16 protein-coding genes are annotated in these 18908 nt (G+C 72.5%); 11 read left to right on the top strand and 5 right to left on the bottom strand.

Going from position 1 to position 18908, the window contains the following annotated elements:
* Positions 1-6: 6 nt before the first annotated feature.
* The 7 genes from ACIRHA_RS11630 to ACIRHA_RS11600 all read left to right on the top strand — a co-directional run bounded on the left by ACIRHA_RS11630 (position 7) and on the right by ACIRHA_RS11600 (position 8306).
* Positions 7-840: a M55 family metallopeptidase gene (locus tag ACIRHA_RS11630; RefSeq protein ID WP_403843208.1), complete on the top strand. Its 834-nt coding sequence runs from the start codon at positions 7-9 to the stop codon at positions 838-840.
* A complete protein-coding gene (locus ACIRHA_RS11625) occupies positions 833-2185 on the top strand; it encodes a M20/M25/M40 family metallo-hydrolase (RefSeq protein WP_403843206.1) in 1353 nt (450 codons plus the stop codon). The genes ACIRHA_RS11630 and ACIRHA_RS11625 overlap by 8 nt, the downstream gene beginning before the upstream one ends.
* Before the next feature lie 55 nt (positions 2186-2240).
* Positions 2241-4397, top strand: coding sequence for a prolyl oligopeptidase family serine peptidase (locus ACIRHA_RS11620; protein WP_403843205.1), 2157 nt, complete (start codon positions 2241-2243; stop codon positions 4395-4397).
* Positions 4394-5317 carry an LD-carboxypeptidase gene (locus tag ACIRHA_RS11615; protein ID WP_403843204.1) on the top strand — a complete coding sequence of 308 codons (924 nt, stop codon included), beginning with the start codon at positions 4394-4396 and terminating at the stop codon, positions 5315-5317. The genes ACIRHA_RS11620 and ACIRHA_RS11615 overlap by 4 nt, the downstream gene beginning before the upstream one ends.
* A 177-nt stretch (positions 5318-5494) precedes the next feature.
* Positions 5495-7273 carry a CocE/NonD family hydrolase gene (locus ACIRHA_RS11610; RefSeq protein ID WP_403843202.1) on the top strand — a complete coding sequence of 593 codons (1779 nt, stop codon included), beginning with the start codon at positions 5495-5497 and terminating at the stop codon, positions 7271-7273.
* Positions 7274-7387: 114 nt separating this feature from the next.
* The gene (locus tag ACIRHA_RS11605) at positions 7388-7630 is read left to right on the top strand and encodes a LapA family protein (RefSeq protein WP_403843200.1); all 243 of its coding nucleotides are present in this window, start codon (positions 7388-7390) and stop codon (positions 7628-7630) included.
* A gap of 82 nt (positions 7631-7712) precedes the next feature.
* Positions 7713-8306 carry a GNAT family N-acetyltransferase gene (locus tag ACIRHA_RS11600; RefSeq protein WP_403843197.1) on the top strand — a complete coding sequence of 198 codons (594 nt, stop codon included), beginning with the start codon at positions 7713-7715 and terminating at the stop codon, positions 8304-8306.
* Here ACIRHA_RS11600 and ACIRHA_RS11595 read toward each other — a convergent pair.
* Positions 8284-8625: a DUF6204 family protein gene (locus ACIRHA_RS11595; protein WP_403843195.1), complete on the bottom strand. Its 342-nt coding sequence runs from the start codon at positions 8623-8625 to the stop codon at positions 8284-8286. The genes ACIRHA_RS11600 and ACIRHA_RS11595 overlap by 23 nt on opposite strands.
* A gap of 246 nt (positions 8626-8871) precedes the next feature.
* Here ACIRHA_RS11595 and ACIRHA_RS11590 point away from each other — a divergent pair, with 246 nt between their 5' ends.
* On the top strand, positions 8872-10848 hold the full coding sequence (locus ACIRHA_RS11590; RefSeq protein WP_403843192.1) for a DUF5107 domain-containing protein: 1977 nt from the start codon (positions 8872-8874) through the stop codon (positions 10846-10848).
* Between the two features lie 371 nt (positions 10849-11219).
* Here ACIRHA_RS11590 and ACIRHA_RS11585 read toward each other — a convergent pair whose 3' ends face one another.
* From ACIRHA_RS11585 to ACIRHA_RS11570, 4 genes are all read right to left on the bottom strand, one after another.
* Positions 11220-12521 (bottom strand): amidohydrolase, encoded by a 1302-nt coding sequence (locus ACIRHA_RS11585; RefSeq protein ID WP_403843189.1) that lies wholly within the window; start codon positions 12519-12521, stop codon positions 11220-11222.
* A 73-nt stretch (positions 12522-12594) separates the two neighbouring features.
* Positions 12595-13875 carry an amidohydrolase family protein gene (locus ACIRHA_RS11580; RefSeq protein ID WP_403843186.1) on the bottom strand — a complete coding sequence of 427 codons (1281 nt, stop codon included), beginning with the start codon at positions 13873-13875 and terminating at the stop codon, positions 12595-12597.
* Positions 13876-14020: 145 nt separating this feature from the next.
* Positions 14021-14722 carry a GntR family transcriptional regulator gene (locus tag ACIRHA_RS11575; RefSeq protein ID WP_403843183.1) on the bottom strand — a complete coding sequence of 234 codons (702 nt, stop codon included), beginning with the start codon at positions 14720-14722 and terminating at the stop codon, positions 14021-14023.
* 49 nt (positions 14723-14771) lie between these two features.
* Positions 14772-15140 carry a VOC family protein gene (locus ACIRHA_RS11570; RefSeq protein ID WP_403843181.1) on the bottom strand — a complete coding sequence of 123 codons (369 nt, stop codon included), beginning with the start codon at positions 15138-15140 and terminating at the stop codon, positions 14772-14774.
* A 126-nt stretch (positions 15141-15266) separates the two neighbouring features.
* Between ACIRHA_RS11570 and ACIRHA_RS11565 the strand changes: the two genes are divergently transcribed.
* From ACIRHA_RS11565 to ACIRHA_RS11555, 3 genes are read left to right on the top strand one after another with little or no spacing between them, the layout of a single operon-like run.
* A complete protein-coding gene (locus tag ACIRHA_RS11565) occupies positions 15267-15623 on the top strand; it encodes a phage holin family protein (RefSeq protein ID WP_403843178.1) in 357 nt (118 codons plus the stop codon).
* A gap of 2 nt (positions 15624-15625) precedes the next feature.
* Positions 15626-16957 carry an NAD(P)/FAD-dependent oxidoreductase gene (locus ACIRHA_RS11560; RefSeq protein WP_403843176.1) on the top strand — a complete coding sequence of 444 codons (1332 nt, stop codon included), beginning with the start codon at positions 15626-15628 and terminating at the stop codon, positions 16955-16957.
* Positions 16954-18816 (top strand): transketolase, encoded by a 1863-nt coding sequence (locus ACIRHA_RS11555; RefSeq protein ID WP_403843173.1) that lies wholly within the window; start codon positions 16954-16956, stop codon positions 18814-18816. The genes ACIRHA_RS11560 and ACIRHA_RS11555 overlap by 4 nt, the downstream gene beginning before the upstream one ends.
* Positions 18817-18908 lie beyond the last annotated feature (92 nt).

Genomic DNA, 18908 nt, shown 5'->3' with positions numbered 1-18908 from the left:
CTGGCCATGAAGATCCTCATCAGCGCCGACATGGAGGGGGCCACGGGCGTCACCTGGCCCGCGGACGTCCTCCCAGGCACACCGCAGTGGGAGCGCTGCCGTTCCATGTTCACGTCGGACGTGAACGCGGCGGCGCTCGGTTTCTTCGCCGGCGGCGCCGACGAGGTGCTGATCAACGAGGCGCACTGGACGATGCGCAACCTGCTGCTCGAACAGCTCGACGAGCGGGTGGAGATGCTCACCGGGCGGCACAAGTCGCTGTCCATGGTGGAGGGTGTCCAGCATGGCGACGTCGACGCCATCGCGTTCATCGGCTACCACGCGGGAGCCGGCATGGAGGGGGTGCTCGCGCACACCTACCTGGCGAATCAGATCACGGGCGTCTGGGTCAACGACGTACGGGCGAGCGAGGGCCTGCTGAACGCGCACGTGGTGGCCGAGTACGGCGTGCCCGTCGTCCTCGTCACCGGCGACGACCACGCGTGCGACGACGCGCTCGGGTACGCGCCGGAGGCCCGCAAGGTCGCCGTCAAGGACCACGTCTCCCGGTACGCGGCCGTGTGCCGCACCCCCGCGCGGACCGCCGCCGACATCCGCGCCGCCGCCAAGGACGCCGCGTCCATCGCCGTGCGCCACGAGCCGGTGCAGGCGGGACCGTTCACCATCCAGGTGGAGTTCGACGCCGAGCACCTCGCCATGGCCTCGACCGTCGTGCCGGGCGTGCGACAGTTCGGCGAGCGGAAAATCGCGTACACCAACGAGACCATGTACGAGGGCATCCGCACTTTCAAGGCGGTCACCACGATCGCCTCGGCCGCGGTGGAGGAACAGTATGGCTGAGCAGGCCCACAACGTGGCATCCCTCGGGACCGTGGACCAGCAGGCGCTCGACGAGGTCGTCGCGTTCACCTCCGAGCTGATCCGCATCGACACCACGAACCGCGGCGGAGGCGACTGCCAGGAGCGGCCCGCCGCCGAATACGCGGCCGAGAAGCTGTCCGAGGCAGGACTGAAGCCGACGATCCTGGAGCGCACCCCGGGCCGCGGCAATGTCGTCGCCCGCATCGACGGCACCGACCCGACGGCCGACGCCCTGTTGGTCCACGGCCACCTGGACGTCGTGCCCGCCGAGGCGGCCGACTGGAGCGTCGACCCGTTCTCCGGCGAAGTACGCGACGGCGTCGTGTGGGGCCGCGGCGCGGTCGACATGAAGAACATGGACGCGATGATCCTGGCGACCGTACGCCAGTGGGCGCGCGTCGGGTTCCGGCCCCGCCGCGACATCGTCATCGCCTTCACCGCCGACGAGGAGGCCAGCGCCGAGGACGGTTCGGGCTTCCTCGCCGACGAGCACCCCGGACTCTTCGAAGGCTGCACGGAGGGCATCAGCGAGTCCGGCGCCTTCACCTTCCACGACGGCGGCGGCAGGCAGCTGTACCCGATCGCGGCGGGCGAGCGCGGCACCGGCTGGCTGAAGCTCACCGCGCGCGGCAAGGCGGGCCACGGCTCCAAGGTCAACAAGGCCAACGCGGTCAGCCGTCTCGCCGCCGCCGTCGCGCGCATCGGCGAGCACGAGTGGCCGGTGCGGCTCACCCCGACGGTGCGCGCCGCGCTGACCGAGATGGCCGCGCTGTACGGCATCCCGGCCGACGTGGACGCCCCGGACTTCGACGTCGACGCGCTGCTCGCGGCGCTCGGCCCGGCCGCCGCCCTGATCGAGCCGACCGTCCGCAACAGCGCCAACCCGACGATGCTGTCCGCCGGCTACAAGATCAACGTGATTCCGGGAGAGGCCACGGCGCTCGTCGACGGCCGCTGTCTGCCGGGCGGCGAGGACGAGTTCAAGGCCACTCTCGACGAACTCACGGGACCCGACGTCGACTGGGAGTACCACCACCGCGAGGTCGCGCTCCAGGCGCCGGTCGACTCGCCCGCGTACGCGAAGATGCGCGCGGCCGTCGAGGAGTTCGCACCCGAGGGCCACGTGATCCCGTACTGCATGTCGGGCGGCACCGACGCCAAGCAGTTCTCCCGGCTCGGCATCACCGGCTACGGCTTCGCCCCGCTCAAGCTGCCCGAGGGCTTCGACTACCAGGCGCTGTTCCACGGCGTGGACGAGCGGGTTCCGGTGGAGGCGCTGCACTTCGGGGTACGCGTGCTCGACAGATTCCTGCGCACGGCCTGAGGCGGCCCGCAGACGTATCGGCAGTAACACCCGCAGGGACACGGACTAGGAAAAGATGGCGGACGCGAAGAACATGGGGGCCACCGGACAAATGCGGGGCGGGGACGACATGCTGCACACGCGAGAGTACGGATCCTGGCCGTCGCCGATCGACGCCGCACTGGCGGCGGCGCACGACGGGCAGCCCGAGTACGTCGGGTTCGTCGGCGCCGAGGCGTGGTGGACCGAACCCCGGCCCACCGAGGCGGGTCGCCGCGCCCTCGTACGCCGGCTCGTCGACGGCACGGAGCGGTCGGTGCTGCCCGCGCCGTGGAACGTGCGCAGCCGCGTCATCGAGTACGGCGGCCGCCCCTGGACCGGGGCCGAGCGACCCGAAGGCCCCCTGGTGGTCTTCGTGAACTTCGCCGACCAGCGCTTGTACGCGTACGAGCCCGACGCCCCCGGCGCCGAACCGCGCCCGCTCACCCCCGTCTCGGGGGTCGGCGGCGGACTCCGCTGGGCAGACCCGCAGTTGCACGTCGAGCGCGGCGAAGTGTGGTGCGTCCTGGAGGAGTTCACCGGTGAGGGCACCGGCGACCTGCGACGCCTGGTGGCGGCCGTACCGCTCGACGGTTCGGCGGCGAGGGACAGGTCCGCCGTGCGTGAACTCTCCGGCGACGCCCACCGGTTCGTCACGACCGCCCGGCTCTCGCCCGACGGGCGGCGCGCCGCGTGGATCGCCTGGGACCACCCGCGGATGCCGTGGGACGGCACGGAGCTGCTGCTCGCCGAGGTCGCCGACGACGGCACTTTCGGTCCGGCGCAGACCGTGGCGGGCGGCGACGAGGAGTCCGTCTGCCAGGTCGAGTGGGCGCCCGACGGCGGACTTCTGTTCTCCAGTGACCGCAGCGGCTGGTGGAACCTGTACCGCCTCGACGTGCGCGGTGGGTGGGAGGTCCCGCCCGCGGGAGCGCGGCCGTCCCGAGGCGCCGATGTCCGCGGGGCCGCCGCCCTGTCCGTGCCGACGACCCCGCAGGGCGCCCTCGCACGCCCGACGCTCGCCGCCGCCCGGCCGCTGTGCGCCCGCGACGAGGAGTTCGGCGGGCCGATGTGGAAGCTCGGCCTGAGCTGGTTCAAGCCGCTGGAGGCCGGCCTGATCGCGGTCGTGCACGGCGTCGGCGCCACCGCGCTCGGCATCCTCGACCCCGAGACCGGCGAGGTCGTCGACACGGCGGGGCCCTGGACGGCGTGGTCGTCCACGCTCGCGGTGCACGGCAGCCGCGTCGTCGGCGTCGCCGCGAGCCCGCGCACCGCGCCCGAGGTCGTCGAGCTCGACACCGGCACCGGGCACACGCGCGTGATCGGCGCCGCGCACGACGACCCGGTCGACCCCGCGTACTACCCGGAACCCCAGATCCGCACCTTCGGCGGCCCCGACGGGCGGGACATCCACGCCCACATCTACCCGCCGCACAGCCCCACCCACGTGGCCACCGACGGCGAGCTGCCGCCGTACGTCGTATGGGCGCACGGCGGCCCCACCGGGCACGCGCCCCTCGTACTCGACCTGGAGATCGCCTACTTCACCTCGCGCGGCATCGGCGTCGCCGAGGTCAACTACGGCGGCTCGACCGGATACGGGCGGGAGTACCGGAACCGGCTGCGCGAGCAGTGGGGTGTCGTCGACGTCGAGGACTGCGCGGCCGTCGCGCTCGCCCTCGCCGAGGAGGGCACCGCCGACCGCGAGCGGCTCGCCATCCGCGGCGGCAGCGCCGGAGGCTGGACCAGCGCGGCATCCCTGACCAGCACGGACGTCTACGCCTGCGGCACGATCATCTACCCCATCCTCGACCTCACCGGCTGGGCCGAGGGGGAGACCCACGACTTCGAGTCCCGGTACCTGGAGTCGCTCGTCGGCCCGCTCGCCGAGGTGCCCGCACGCTACGCGGAGCGCTCGCCGGCCGAGCACGCGGACCGCCTCTCGGCGCCGTTCCTGCTCCTCCAGGGCCTCGACGACGTGATCTGCCCGCCCGTCCAGTGCGAGCGGTTCCTGGAGCGCGTCGAGAGTGAGGGGCGACGCGTCCCGCACGCGTACATCGCCTTCGAGGGCGAGGGCCACGGATTCCGCCGTGCGGACACGATGATCCGCGCCCTGGAGGCCGAACTCTCCCTGTACGCCCAGGTGTTCGGGCTTCAGCCCAGCGGTGTCCCCACCCTTGAGCTGACCAAGTGAGGCCACTGCGCCGCCCGGAACGGCTGGCACCGGGCGCGCGGGTCGCCGTCGTCGCGCCCAGCGGCCCGGTCCCCGAGGACGCGCTTCAGACCGGCCTCGACATCCTGCGCGGCTGGGACCTGGAACCGGTCGTGGCGCCCCATGTCATGGATACGCACGGGGAGTTCGACTACCTGGCGGGCGCGGACGCCGACCGGGCCGCCGACCTCCAGCGGGCCTGGTGCGACCGGGAGTCCGCCGCCGTCTTCTGCGCCCGCGGCGGCTACGGGGCGCAGCGCATGGTCGACCTCCTCGACTGGGACGCGATGCGCGCGGCCCGGCCGAAGGTGTTCGTCGGCTACAGCGACATCACCGCGCTGCACGAGGCGTTCGCGGTGCGGCTCGGCGTGAGTACGTTGCACGGACCGATGGTCGCCACGGCCGACTTCCTCAAGAACCCGCGGGCCCAGGAGCATCTGCGGGCGACGCTGTTCGAGCCGGAGACGGTGCGGGTGATCCCGGCGGTCGAGGGTGGCGGCGGGGTCCTGGTGCCCGGCACGGCGCGCGGCGTCACGTTCGGTGGCTGCCTGTCGCTGCTCGCGGCGGACCTCGGCGCGGCGGGGGCGAGGTCGTCGGCGCGGGGTGGGCTGCTCTGTCTGGAGGACGTGGGCGAGGAGGCGTACCGGATCGACCGCTACCTGACGCAACTCCTGCGCGGGGGCCTGCTGGACGGGGTGTCCGGGATCCTCCTCGGCTCCTGGTCGGACTGCGACCCGCTGCGCGCGCTGCTGTTGGACCGTCTGGGCGGCCTCGGGGTCCCGGTGACGGAGGACTTCGGCTTCGGGCACGGCGAAGGGTCTCTGACGGTTCCGTTGGGGGTGGCGGGGCAACTGGACGCGGATGCCGGAACATTGACGCTGGACGTCCCCGCACTGAGCTGACCCGTGGCCCAGGCCTTTCAAGCCCCGCCGGCGTTTGAGGCGCGGGGTCCGGGGCGGAGCTCCGTGGCGTCGAACGGAGATTCACCCGGCACGAACCTTGCCCCTTGCTGACACGTGCCACACGATGGCTCCGCGCTCACCGTTACCCGCCGGTAAGGCACACCGTGGAGGTCGCCCGTGCTCAGATCCCGCATCACGCTCGCCGCCGCCCTGTCCGTCATCGCCGCAGCAACCCTCGCCACACCCGCATCCGCCGACACACAAACCGCGCCGGACGTCACGGTGACGCCCCTGAGAGTCACCGTCCACACAGCGGAGCGAACCTGCACCGTCGACGCCGACCTCTACCGCCCCGCCGGCGTCGACGCCGCCCACCCCGCCCCCGCCGTCCTGACCACGAACGGCTTCGGCGGCAGCAAGTCGGACAGCACCGGTGACACGGCGAGGGCCTTCGCCGAGCGCGGCTACGTCTCCCTCGCCTACTCCGGCCTCGGCTTCGGCAAGTCCGGCTGCCTGGTCTCGCTCGACGACCCGCGCATCGACGGCAAGGCCGCCTCCGCCCTCGTCGACCTTCTCGCCGGCACCCGCGCCGCCGACGACGGCACGACGATCGACTACGTGACCGCCGACAAGAAGGGCGACCCCCGCGTCGGCATGATCGGCGGCTCGTACGGCGGCGCCATCCAGCTGGCCACGGCCGCCGTCGACCACCGCGTCGACGCGCTCGTCCCGCTGATCACCTGGAACGACCTCGCGTACTCCCTCGACCCGCAGAACGCGCAGGGTCCCGCGGCCGCCGACGTCCCCGGCGCCTTCAAATGGCAGTGGACCAACGGGTTCTACCTCATCGGCGAGGGCCAGCCCCTGCTCTCCCCGTCCCTCGACCCGTCCCGGATCAACAAGCTCAGCTGCCTGCACTTCGTCGACGACGCCTGCGCCACGATCCGCACGCTCAACTCCGGCCGCTACCCGGCCGCCGAGACCCAGCGGCTCCTCTCCTACGCCCGCGGCGTGTCCCCGGTGTCGTATCTGAAGCAAGTGAAGGCGCCGACGCTGCTCGTGCAGGGGCAGGCGGACTCGCTGTTCAACCTGAACGAGGCCAGGGCGACGTACGACACGCTCGCCGCCCAGGGCACCCCCGCCAAGATGATCTGGCAGTCCTGGGGCCACAGCGGTGGTCTCACCGACCCGGCCGCCGGTGAACTCAACCTCTCCGAGGGGAACCTGGAGACCAGCTACGTAGGCCGCCGCGTCCTCTCCTGGTTCGACCGGTACCTGCACAAGAAGGACGGCACCGACACCGGCCCCGCGTTCGCCTACTACCGCGACTGGATCACCGACCCGAACGGGACCTACGCCACCGCGCCGAGCGTCCCCGCGCTGAACCGCACGCTGTACCTCTCCGGCGACGGAAAGCTCGTCGACAACCGGAAGAAGGTGGCCCGCGGCAGCCGCGAATACCGCAACTGGCTCGTCCCGACCAGCCACTCCGAGTCCTCGCTGGCCGGCCTCATCGGCCTGTCCGACCCCGCCCCGTACGACACCAAGGGCACCTACCTCGACTGGACCACCGAACCGCTGACCGCCGCCACCGACGTCGTCGGCGCCCCGAAGGCGACGCTCAAGGTGATCTCGCCGAAGACGGAGCGCGTGCAGAACTCCGGCGACGCGGCCGACAAGCTGGTGCTCTTCGCGAAGCTGTACGACGTGGCGCCCGACGGCTCGAAGACGCTGGTGCACCGGCTCGTCGCCCCGGTCCGCGTGCCTGACGTCACCCGCCCCTTCACGGTCTCCCTCCCCGGCATCGTGCACCGCTACGAGAAGGGGCACCGGATCCGGTTCGTGATCGCCGCGAGCGACGACGCGTACGGCGGCAACAAGGGGATCAAGCCGGTCACCGTCACCAGCGCCCCGGACGACACGGGGACGGTGCGGCTGCCCGTCGTGCCCCAGTAGCCCCGGGCCATCACCCGTACGGGCCCCTGACCTGTGCGTTCGTGCCGCTTCCCCGGACATCCTTGGCAGGGGAGGCGGCACCGGCCTCCGGGGGAACGACGGAAGGGTCCACCGATGAGCCCCAAGGGCGGTTCGAGCTCCTCGAAAGGCATCGGCGCCGGCGCGTTCACCCCGGCCAGGATCGGCGTGCTGGTCCTGGGCGTCCTCGGCCTGGTCTTCATCTTCGAGAACACCCGGCACGTGAAGATCAGGCTGCTGATCCCCGAGGTCACCGTGCCGCTGTATCTGGCGCTGCTGATCACGGCGGTCATCGGGGCGATCTGCGGAGGCTACTTCGTGTCGCGCAGACGCAAGTGAGCCGGTGGTGAGTCAGCGAATCGCCGAGTCGGCGAGCGGGGTCGGTGAACATCGACGGGCCCCCGCTTCCTAAGCTGGCCCGATGGCCGACCTTCCCGCTCCGGGCTTCATCGTCACGGGCGCCCGCGTGGGCATCCGCCCCTACTCCCTCGACGCGTCCGACGTCGCCGAGTTCACGGCACGCGCGCGCGAGAGCGTCGAACTGCACCGGCCCTGGCTGTTCCCGCCGACCGGCGCGACGGCCTACACCGAGTACGCGGGGCGGCTCATCGAGGACCCGACCCGGCACGGGTTCCTGGTGTACGAGCGGGACGGCGAGGCCGGTGGTGCCCTCGCCGGGTTCATCAACATCAACAACGTGGTGCTCGGCGCCTTCCGCTGCGGCGCCCTCGGCTACGGCGCCTTCGCACACGCGGCCGGCCGCGGCCTGATGTCCGAGGCGCTCGGCCTCGTCATCCGCCAGGCGTTCGGCCCGCTCGGGCTGCACCGCCTGGAGATCAATGCGCAGCCCGACAACACGGGGTCCATCGCGCTCGCCCGCCGGGCCGGTTTCCGCCTCGAAGGTGTCTCGCCGGACTTCCTCTTCATCGACGGCGCCTGGCGCGACCACGAACGCTGGGCGCTCACCGCCGAGATGACGACAGCGACAGGTCCTAGCGGCGCGACTTCCGGTTGACCTTCATGGTGTCCATGTCGGTCACCGTCGAGCGCAGCTCCCCGTGTCCGTAGCCGCGCTCCTTGAGATATGCCTCCGCCTTCTCCTCGGCGAGCGCCGCCGCCATCTCGTCGCCGTCGTCCGGGTCGGACTCGACGACGTAGCGCATGGAGAAGTGCTTGAGCGTGCGGTCGTACGCGAGCGAGCCCTCCGGGCCGAACTTCATGCCGGCGATGCCCTCGTGCTCGGCGACCTCGGCGAGCAGCCGCTCCCGCGCCGCGTCGGTGAGGTCCTCGTAGGTGGCGCGGACGATGACTCGGTAGGTGTGGCTCTCGGCCATGGTGGCGCGGTCTCCTCGCGTACGTACTGCTGTCTGCGGCCTGCCTGTATGCGTGTCGCGACGGAGGCAGGAAAGTGCCAGCGTACGTCGGGGCGGACGGGACGCCCACGGATTATCGCGGCGCCCGGGACCCGGCTCCCGCCCGGCTTTGCGCAATCCTGACCGGAGGACACCCTGGTCAGCTCCCGCAGGACGATGTTCCATGGTCATCGGGGCGGGCCGCGCCCCTGGCGACGGGAGGCACACGTGACCGAGATCCGCCGTGCGGTACTGACTCTGCCGGGCGTGCCGCTGGGCCCGGACAATCCGCTGCCACCGCTGCGGCCACTCGACGAGATGCACGAGGTCGACGAGCGCGCCAAGGAGGACATGCCGCTCGACATGGCCCGTCAGGTCGGTTACCGGCCGCTGCGCAGCCTGCTGCCCGAGCGGATCCGCGACGGTTACGGGCGCGACAGGGAGCCGGTCGAACTCGACACGATCGTGATCGAGAACGACCGGCTGCGGGTGACGGTGCTGCCGGGCCTCGGCGGCCGCGTCGCATCCCTGTTCCACAAGCCGACCGGACGCGAACTCCTCTACCGCAACCCGGTGTTCCAGCCCGCCGACTTCGCGCTCAACGGCGCCTGGTTCTCCGGCGGCATCGAGTGGAACATCGGAGCGACCGGTCACACCGCCCTGTCCTGCGCACCGCTGCACGCCGCGCGCGTGCCCGCCCCCGACGGCGGTGACATGCTGCGCCTGTGGGAGTGGGAGCGGCTGCGCGACCTCCCCTTCCAGGTCGACCTGTGGCTCCCCGAAGGGTCCGATTTCCTCTACGTCGGCGTACGCGTCCGCAATCCGCACGAGAAGCCCGCGCCCACGTACTGGTGGTCCAACATCGCGGTGCCCGAGGAGCACCGGGTGCTCGCGCCCGCCGACGAGGCCTGGTACTTCGCGTACGAGCGCACGCTGGCCCGGGTACCGGTGCCGGAGTCCGACGGGGTCGACCGCACGTACCCGCTCAACAGCGAGTTCCCCGCCGACTACTTCTACGAGGTCGAGGACGGGCGGCGCCGCTGGATCGCCGCGCTCGACGACACCGGGCGGGGCCTGGTGCAGACGTCGACCGATCTGCTGCGCGGCCGGAAGCTGTTCGTGTGGGGCGCGGGGGCCGGCGGGCGGCGCTGGCAGGAGTGGCTGACGGAGCCCGGCACGGGCGGTTACTCCGAGATCCAGGCGGGTCTTGCGCGTACGCAGTTGGAGCACGTACGCCTGGAACCGGAGGGCGAGTTCAGCTGGCTGGAGGCGTACGGCCCGCTGTCGGCGGACGCCGAAACCGTGCACGCGAAAGGGGGTTGGGGCCGGGCGGTCGACGAGGTGGAGCGGCGCCTCGAGGGCGTACTTCCACGAGCCGACGTCGACGCCGCGTACGAGGCGTGGCGGGCCTGCGCCGACACGGAGCCGGGGGAGCGGCTGGCGGTCGGATCCGGGTGGGGCGCGCTCGAAGTGCTGCGCGCGGGATGGAAGTTGGCGGGGACGCCGTTCGACGAGTCGACGCTCGGTGAGGCGCAGGCGCCGTGGCGCGAGCTGCTCGAATCGGGCGCCTTCCCGGAGCAGCGCAGGGTGGGTCCGCCCGGGCCGTCACTGGTCTCCCCGCCCTGGCGGGACATGCTGGAGACGGCGCCGGCCCGGCCGCAGTCCGAGTATCACCTGGGCATCGCGCAGTGGCACGCGGGTGACCGGGCGCAGGCCGTACGCAGCTGGGAGCGGGGTCTCGAACTCGCGCCCTCGCTCTGGCCGTTCCTGCGCTGCCTCGCGGTGGCCGACGCGGCGGACGGCCATACGGAGCGTGCCGCCGACCGCTACGCCGAGGCCTTCGACGACCTGTGCGCGGAGCGGCGCGACGACGGGGAGCCGTGGCATTCCGCGTGCGGGGCCCTCGGCCGGGAGGCGATCGGAGTGTTGCTCGCGGCGGGGCGGGTGGGGGTGGCCCGGGGTGTGTGGGACCGCCTGCACGCGTCCACGCGCGAGCGGGGGCGCTTCCGCCTGCTGGAGGCGCAACTCCTGTGCGCGGAAGGGGACATGGCTGCGGCCCGCGCCATCTTCGACGAGGGCTTCGAGGTCGCGGACCTGCGTGAGGGCGCGGAGACGCTCGGCGAGGTGTGGACGAGGGCCGCCGGCCCGGGGGAACCGCTGCCGCCCCGCTACGACTTCCGCATGCGCCCGGAGTCGACGCCGTAGTGACCCTTGACGTGCCACCGGGGCGCCCGCCTTGCCCACGGCCGTGGGCGACGCCGTACTGATCGTTGCGCGGCACCGTGGCGCCGCCTTGCCCACCCTGCCGCCCAAGGCGGCAGATTGCCCAAGGCGGCGGGGCACATTCAAGCCCCGCCGGCGTTTGAGGCGCGGGGCCCTGATCTTGTCCAGCCCCTGCGGCGTTTGAGGCGCGGGGTTCGGGGTGGAGGCCCGATCTTGTTCAGCCCCGGCGGCGATTTAGGCGCGAGGGCCGGGGCAGCGCCCCGATTTTGTTCAGCCCCTGCGGCGATTGAGCAGCGGGGGCCGGGGCGGAGCCCCGTGGCGTGGGGGCGGGTGGGCGTCACGCCACCGGGTGGCTAGACCAACTCGCCGTTGCGGGCGACCACGCGCCCACCGTGCACCACCACATCCCGCTGCGGCATGTCCACCACCACCTGCGGAACGCCCTCGCCGCGCACCAGGACGAAGTCCGCCGGGTCGCCCGCCTTGAACTCCACCCGAGGCAGCCCCATGACATCCGCCCCACCATGCGCCCCGGCCGCGTAACAAGCGGCCAGCTCCTCGTCGAGGCGGACATCGGTGAACCACCCGAGGATGTGCGCGCGATGCAACATGTCCGCGTTGCCGAACGGGCTCCACGAGTCCCGCACCCCGTCCGACCCGAGCCCGACCCGCACCCCGTACTCCTTCAGCTTGGCGATGGGCAGGACCAGCTCCGCGCTCGGCGCCACCGTGGTCAGAGCGATGTCCAGGTCGGCCAAGACCCCTGCCATGGCCTCCAGTTCCGCATCCTTCAGGAGCGGCAGGCAGAAGACGTGACTCACCGTCACCTTGCCTCGCAGGGAAAGCGCCCGCGTGCGCTCGATGATGCCGCGCAGCACCTTCGTACCCTTGTCGTCGCGGTCGTGAAGGTGGATGTCGACGCCGACGTCGTAGCGGTCCGCGAGGTCGAAGAGCAGGTCGAGCTGCTCGTCCATGGCGTTGTCGAAGCTGATCGGGTCGATGCCGCCGACCATGTCGACGAGCCCGTCCCGCGCCGCGGCCCGCAGCAGGTCCGCGGTGCCGGGCGTGCGGACCACGCCGTGCTGCGGGAACCCCACGATCTGCACGTCGAGCGCGTCCCCGAGCCGCTCCCTCGCCTGGGCGACGCCCTCGGCCCCGGCCAGACCATAGGCCGGCGCCACGTCCGCGTGTGCCCGCATCGCACGGGTGCCGCGGGTCACCGCGTGCGCCATCAGGCCGTACGCCCGCTCGCCGACCGGGCGCTTCTGCGTACGGAACACCTCGACGTCCTGCTCGCAGTAGTCGGCGATGCCGTCCGCCGGCTTGCGCGAGATCCAGTCGCTGCCCCAGGTCGTCTTGTCGGGGTGGATGTGCGCGTCCACCAGGGACGGCAGCGCGATCCGGCCGCCACCGTCGACGATCTCCGCGCCGGCGGGGGCGGGACCGTCCGTGAACTTCCCGTCCACCACGGTCAGTTCCATGGTCTCCCCGGCACCGAAGGGGCGTACGTCGCGGAAGACCACGGCCTTGCCGGGGCGGCGCGCCTCCGCGGCTCGTGCCTGCGCCTGCGCCGCCGTCGCCGTCGCTCCAAGGGCCGCACCGCCGATCGAGGCCGCACCCGCGAGGACACCGCGCCGGGACAGGGGAGGAGTCATGCCGTTCTCCTTCGTTCGAGGGGAATGCGAGGGGAAGGTGGCTGAGCAGGTGACCGCTGACCGTGTACGCCGATCAGACCGTGATGCCCGAACGCACCACACCCACCGGCTTCTTGAGCACCGACACGTCGGCCAGCGGGTCGCCGTCGACGACCAGCACGTCACCCGCGCTGCCACGGGTGAGGCGCCCCACGGTGCCGTCGAGGCCGAGCAGCTTCGCCGCGCCGGTGGTGGCCGTACGGATCGCGTCGAGCGCGCTGAGCCCGGCCGAGTGCATCAGCTCGACCTCGCCGCCGATCGGGTCGACGGTGCCGCCGGAGGAGTCCGTGCCTGCGGCCAGCGGCACACCCATCTCGTGCGCGGCGAGGGCCGCCTTCTTGAGCAGCGGCAGATAGGTGCGTCCGCGCTCGTCGAGGACCGGGTCGGCGGAGCCGATCATGCCCGCGATCGCACCGAGGGTCGGGGTGAAGAACGTGCCGCGGCGGCGCATCTCGGCCAGCGTGCGCTCACCGACGTACGCGCCGTGCTCCAGGGAGTGGATGCCGGCCAGCACGGCGTCGTGACAGCCCTTCTCGCTGTAGCTGTGGCAGAGCACGCCCTTGCCGCCGCGCCCGGCGGCCGCGACGATCACGGACAGCTGCTCGCGCGAGTAGACCTGCTCCAGCGGGTCCTGCTCGGCGAGGCCCGCACGCGGGTTGACGCGGGTCTTGATGACGTCGGCGCCGCGCTTGAGGTTCACCTCGACGACGCGGCGCAGCGCCTCGGCGGACGTGACGCCGTCCTTGAGGCGGGCCAGCGGGGTGAGGTCCGGGTCGCCGAGGACCGTGTCGCCGAGGTCGGGGGTGACGAAGATGCCGGCGGCCTTCAGGCGGGGCGCCAGTTCGGGGGCCTGGCGGGCCAACTCCCGTACGGCGATGTCCTGGTAGAAGTTCGTGGAGCCGCTGCGCGCGCTGGTGGCGCCCTTGCGGACCGCGTCGAGGGCCTCGGTCGCGGTGTTGAGGTGGATGTGCGCGTCGACGAGTCCGGGCAGCACCCAGCGGCCGTGCGCGGCGAGGCGCGGCACGTCCTTGGGGACGTCGACGCGGCCGCGCGCGCCGGCCGCGCGCACCACGCCGTCGCGGATGACGACGACCGCGTCCTCGGTCACCTCGCCGGTGGCCGGGTCGAGCAGGGTGCCGCCGTCGACGACCAGGTCACCGGCGCGGGGCGCGGCGGCCGGGCGGCGGGGTGCGGCGGATGCCGTGGCCGCGCCGGAGCCGAGGGCGGTCGCGGTGCCCGCGAGCGCTGCGGACGCGGCGAGGACGCCGCGGCGGGTCAGTCGGCTGGACGGCGGCTCGGCGGGCTCGACGCACATGGGGGCTCCTGGCGGGGGTGTAAGCGGGTCGGATGAGCTGGCCCGCCTTTTTGTATACCAAGGGGAGAGTGCCCGACAAGGCCGCCCGTGTCGATGCCGCTTAATGCCCTGTTTGTGAGGGGGAGTCTCCGGGGGATCCGAGGGGCTATTCGCCTTCGGTATACAAAGTGGTGTCGCCGAACAGCGACCTCAGGGCGACCGCCCGGCTGTCCCTGACGTGCAGCAGCGAGCTGGCCACCGCCAGCTCCTCGTCGCCCGCCGCGATGTGCCGGTAGATGTCCGCGTGCTGCGCCCGCATGTGCGCCGGCTCCTCGCGCATCCCGAACAGCAGCTGCAACTGCCAGCTCAGCTGCTCCATCGTGCGGGCGAGCAGCGGGTTTCCGCCGAGTGCGACGATCTCCTCGTGGAACTCGGTGTGCGCGGCCACCTCGCGCGTGCCCTCGTCGGCCGCGGCCGCCCGCTCGGCCCGGTCGAGGCAGGCGCGCAGAGGTTCGAGGGAGGGCGGGTCCTGCGCCGTGAGCGCCCGCGCCGCGAGCCGCGAGGCCTGCACGGCGAGCGGCTCCCACACCTCGTACAGATGCCGTACGTCGGTCCGCTCCAGGCGGCGCACCCGCACACCACTGCGCGGCAGCAGTTCGAGGAGTCCCTCGGCGACGAGCGCGCGCAGCGCCTCCCGCACCGGGACCCGGGACATCCGCAGCTCCTCGGCGACCTCCCGCTCCACGAGCCGCGCGCCCATCGGGTAGCGGCGGTCCACGATGCGTTGCCGCACCGCCTCCCGCGCCTGCGCGCTCAGGGGCGCCCTCTCCCGGCGCCCCTCGTCCGACCCCGTCGTGCTGCCCGCCACATGCACCGTCCTTCGCCCGTCGTGCCCCGGGCGAGGATACGTCGAGTGGTTACGCCTCCGCGTTCTCCGCGGGGGCCTGACGGTCCACGTACTCGAAAACCGAGCCGTCGGGGTGCATCGCGATCAGATTGCGGCCCGCCGGGGACGGCACCGGGCCCGCGATGACCTTGGCGCCGGAGGCGGTGAGCAGCGAGCCGGCCGCCTCGACATCGGCGACCGCGATCGTCGCCGCGACCTTGCGCAGCACGTCGATCTCGGCCTTGGGGCCGCTCATCAGGAGGAAGCAGCCGACCGCGGCCACCGAGACCCCGCCGCGCTCGAACCGCAGCGCATCGGCGCCGGTGAGGCTTTCGTAGAACGTGACCGAGGACTCCAGGTCCTCGACGCAGATGCGCAGCGTGGTTCCCAGGATTTCCATGGGGAGGAGCCTAGTCGGACGGGCCGGGAGTGCGTGATCGTTTCACGGAAGCGGGCGGCAGATCCTGCCGTTGGCGGGCGCCACGTCCTGCCGTTACTCGGAGCGGGGCACGGGTACCCGGCGCGCATGGAACGCATGGGCGAACACATCAACGAGCAGCTGACCGACGAGCTGGCCGGACGGGTCACGCACGCCGTGCGCGAAACGCTGCGCGAGGAGTTCACCGCGAACGTGCGGGCGCAGCGACGCAGGGCCGCCCTGTACGCGGGAGCCGGCGCCGCCGCGCTGTACGCGGGGGCGGCCGTGGCGCTCGCGCTCGGCCTCGCCCTCGCCCTCGCCATGCCGGACTGGGGCGCGGCCCTGGTGGTCGCCGTGGTGCTCGCCGTCGCGGCGTACGTGCTGCGGGGCGTGGCACGGCCCGGACGGCCCCCGGTGCCCACCGCGCCGCCGATGCCGACCGCACCGCCGACGCCTGGAGCGTGACCGTGAGCCGATCCCGAGTCGTCGTCGTCGGCGCCGGCTTCGCCGGATACCGGGCCGCCCGCATGCTGACGCGGGTGGCCCGTGACACCGCCGATGTCACCCTGCTCAATCCCACCGACTACTTTCTCTACCTTCCCCTGTTGCCGCAGGTGGCCGCGGGCACACTCGAGCCCCGACGGGTGACCGTGTCGCTTTCGGGGACGCTGCCGCGCGCGCGGCTCGTGCTCGGCGAGGCCGACGGCGTGGACCTCGACGAGCGGGTCGTCTCCTACACCGACCCGGAGGGCGGGCGCGGCACTCTGGAGTACGACCGCCTCGTCCTGGCCGTCGGCAGCGTGAACAAGCTGCTGCCGGTGCCGGGCGTCGCCGAGCACGCGCACGGCTTCCGCGGCATGCCCGAGGCGCTGTACCTGCGCGACCACGTCACCCGGCAGATCGAGCTCGCCGCGGCCTCCGACACCCCGGAGGAATGCCGGGCACGTTGCACCTTCGTCGTGGTCGGCGCCGGCTACACCGGCACCGAAGTCGCCGCGCAGGGGCAGCTGTTGACCGACGCGCTCGTGAAGAAGCAGCCGCTGCGGCACGGCATGCGCCCGCGCTGGATGCTGCTCGACCTCGCGCCGCGCGTCCTGCCGGAGCTCGATCAGCACCTCTCGCGGACCGCCGACAGCGTGCTGCGCCGACGCGGCGTCGAGATACGGCCCAAGACCTCCGTGAAGGAGGCCACGAAGGACGGAGTCCTGCTGGACGACGGCGAATTCGTCGACACCCGTACGCTCGTGTGGTGCGTCGGCGTCCGCCCCGATCCGCTCGTCGCCGAACTCGGGCGGCCCCTCGAACGCGGCCGACTGCTCGTCGACCCGTATCTGAACGTGCCGGGACACCCCGAGGTGTTCGCGTGCGGGGACGCGGCAGCGGTGCCCGACCTGGAGAAACCGGGCGACTACACACCCATGACCGCGCAGCACGCCTGGCGGCAGGGGCGCGTCGCGGGCCTGAACGTCGCCGCGTCCCTCGGCAAGGGGGAGCGCCGCGAGTACCGGCACAAGGACCTCGGCTTCACCGTCGACCTCGGCGGTGTGCAGGCAGCGGCGAACCCGCTCGGCGTACCGCTGTCCGGTCCGCTCGCGGGCGCCGTCACCCGCGGCTACCACCTGGCCGCGATGCCCGGAAACCGGGTGCGGGTCGCCGCGGACTGGCTGCTCGACTCCGTACTGCCGCGCCAGGCAGTGCAGTTGGGCCTCGTCCGCTCCTGGTCCGTGCCGCTCGACTCGGCGGCGCCGGAACTGGCACGCGTACCCGACGACAGCAAGCGCAACGGAGGTTCCCCGTGACCACCACCACGTACAGTGACACCGAACTCCACGCCCTCGGGCAGCAGTTGAGGGTCGACTCGGTCCGCGCGGCCGACGCCGCGGGCTCCGGGCACCCCACCTCCTCGATGTCCGCCGCCGACCTGATGGCCGTTCTCCTCGGCCGCCACTTCCGCTACGACTTCGACCGCCCCGCCCACCCCGGCAACGACCGCTTCGTCCTCTCCAAGGGCCACGCGTCGCCGCTGCTCTACGCTTCCTACAAGGCGGCAGGCGCCCTCAGCGACGCCGAGTTGCTCACCTTCCGCAAGCTCGGCAGCCGGCTCGAGGGCCATCCGACGCCGCGGGCCCTGCCCTGGGTCGAGACGGCCACAGGATCGCTCGGCCAGGGGCTCCCGGTCGCGGCCGGTATCGCCTGGTCGGGCAAGCGGCTCGACCGGGTCGGCTACCAGGTGTACGTCCTGTGCGGCGACAGTGAGATGGCGGAGGGCTCCGTGTGGGAGGCCGCCGAGTACGCCGGGTACGAGCAGCTCGACAACCTCACCGCGATCGTCGACGTCAACCGGCTCGGCCAGCGCGGACCCACCCGGCACGGCCACGACCTCGACGCCTACGCCCGCCGCTTCAAGGCCTTCGACTGGCACACCATCGTCGTCGACGGGCACGACGTGGCGGAGATCGACCGCGCGTACGCGGAGGCCGCGTCGACCGTCGGCCGGCCCACGGCGATCATCGCCCGCACCCTCAAGGGCAAGGGCGTCGCGGCGGTGGAGGACCGCGAGGGCGCGCACGGCAAGCCGTTGCCGGACGCCGCGGAGGCCATCGAGGAGCTCGGCGGCGACCGCGGCGTACGTGTGTCGGTGCAGGCGCCGCCGGCCGCGCGCACCCTGCACGCGGTGCGCGGCGGACGCCTCGACCTGCCCCGCTTCGACGTCGGCGACGAGGTCGCCACCCGCGACGCGTACGGTCAGGCGCTCGTCGCCCTCGGTTCCGCGCGCGGCGATGTCGTCGCGCTCGACGGCGAGGTCGGCGACTCCACGCGCACGGAGATGTTTGCCAAGGAACACCCCGAGCGGTACGGCGAGTGCTACATCGCCGAACAGCAACTCGTCGCCACGAGTGTGGGGTTGAGCGCCCGTGGGTGGCTGCCGTACGCGGGGACCTTCGCGGCGTTCCTGACCCGCGCCCACGACTTCATCCGGATGGCGTCCATCAGCGGCGCGGACATCAACCTCGTCGGCTCGCACGCGGGCGTCGCGATCGGGCAGGACGGTCCGTCCCAGATGGGCCTGGAGGACCTGGCGATGTTCCGCGCCATCCCCGACACCACCGTCCTCTACCCCTGCGACGCCAACCAGACCGCCCAACTCGTCGCCGGTATGGCCGACTTGACCGGCATCCGCTACCTGCGCACCTCGCGCGGTGCGGCGCCGGTGATCTATCCGCCGCACGAGGACTTCCCGGTGGGCGGCAGCAAGGTGCTGCGCTCCGGGGACGGCGACCGGGTGACGGTCGTCGCGGCGGGTGTCACGGTCCACGAGGCGCTGAAGGCGGCGGACGAGCTGGCGGCGGCGGGTATCCCGGTCCGGGTGATCGACCTGTACTCGGTGAAGCCGGTCGACCGGGAGACTCTGCGGGAGGCTGCGCGGGCCACCGGGTGTCTGCTCACGGTGGAGGATCACCGGGAGCAGGGTGGCATCGGGGATGCGGTGGCCGAGGCGTTCTCCGCCGCGGAGCCGGCTCCGCGGTTCGCCCGGTTGGGTGTGCGTACGGTGCCGGGGTCTGCGACGCCGGCCGAGCAGTTGGCGGCGGCCGGTATCGACGCGACCGGAATCGTCGCCGCGGTCGGCCTCCTGGTCGAACACGCCATGACCTCATAACCCCGCGGTCACGCCCCTGGGGCTCCGCCCCAGCCCCCGCGCCTCAAACGCCGGCGGGGCTGGAAAGATCGGGGCTCCGCCCCGGACCCCGC

This window comes from Streptomyces sp. NPDC102360 (assembly GCF_044766085.1).
Classification (GTDB): Bacteria; Actinomycetota; Actinomycetes; order Streptomycetales; family Streptomycetaceae; genus Streptomyces.
Note: the sequence above shows the minus strand (reverse complement) of the source record. Positions and strands in the feature narration are given on the sequence as shown.

Coding starts and splice junctions, on each gene's coding strand:
- ACIRHA_RS11620 (WP_403843205.1), top strand. CDS start 2,241: ATGGCGGACGCGAAGAACATGGGGGCCACCGGACAAATGCGGGGCGGG.
- ACIRHA_RS11630 (WP_403843208.1), top strand. CDS start 7: ATGAAGATCCTCATCAGCGCCGACATGGAGGGGGCCACGGGCGTCACC.
- ACIRHA_RS11585 (WP_403843189.1), bottom strand. CDS start 12,521: ATGACTCCTCCCCTGTCCCGGCGCGGTGTCCTCGCGGGTGCGGCCTCG.
- ACIRHA_RS11625 (WP_403843206.1), top strand. CDS start 833: ATGGCTGAGCAGGCCCACAACGTGGCATCCCTCGGGACCGTGGACCAG.
- ACIRHA_RS11570 (WP_403843181.1), bottom strand. CDS start 15,140: ATGGAAATCCTGGGAACCACGCTGCGCATCTGCGTCGAGGACCTGGAG.
- ACIRHA_RS11580 (WP_403843186.1), bottom strand. CDS start 13,875: ATGTGCGTCGAGCCCGCCGAGCCGCCGTCCAGCCGACTGACCCGCCGC.
- ACIRHA_RS11595 (WP_403843195.1), bottom strand. CDS start 8,625: ATGGCCGAGAGCCACACCTACCGAGTCATCGTCCGCGCCACCTACGAG.
- ACIRHA_RS11600 (WP_403843197.1), top strand. CDS start 7,713: ATGGCCGACCTTCCCGCTCCGGGCTTCATCGTCACGGGCGCCCGCGTG.
- ACIRHA_RS11605 (WP_403843200.1), top strand. CDS start 7,388: ATGAGCCCCAAGGGCGGTTCGAGCTCCTCGAAAGGCATCGGCGCCGGC.
- ACIRHA_RS11565 (WP_403843178.1), top strand. CDS start 15,267: ATGGAACGCATGGGCGAACACATCAACGAGCAGCTGACCGACGAGCTG.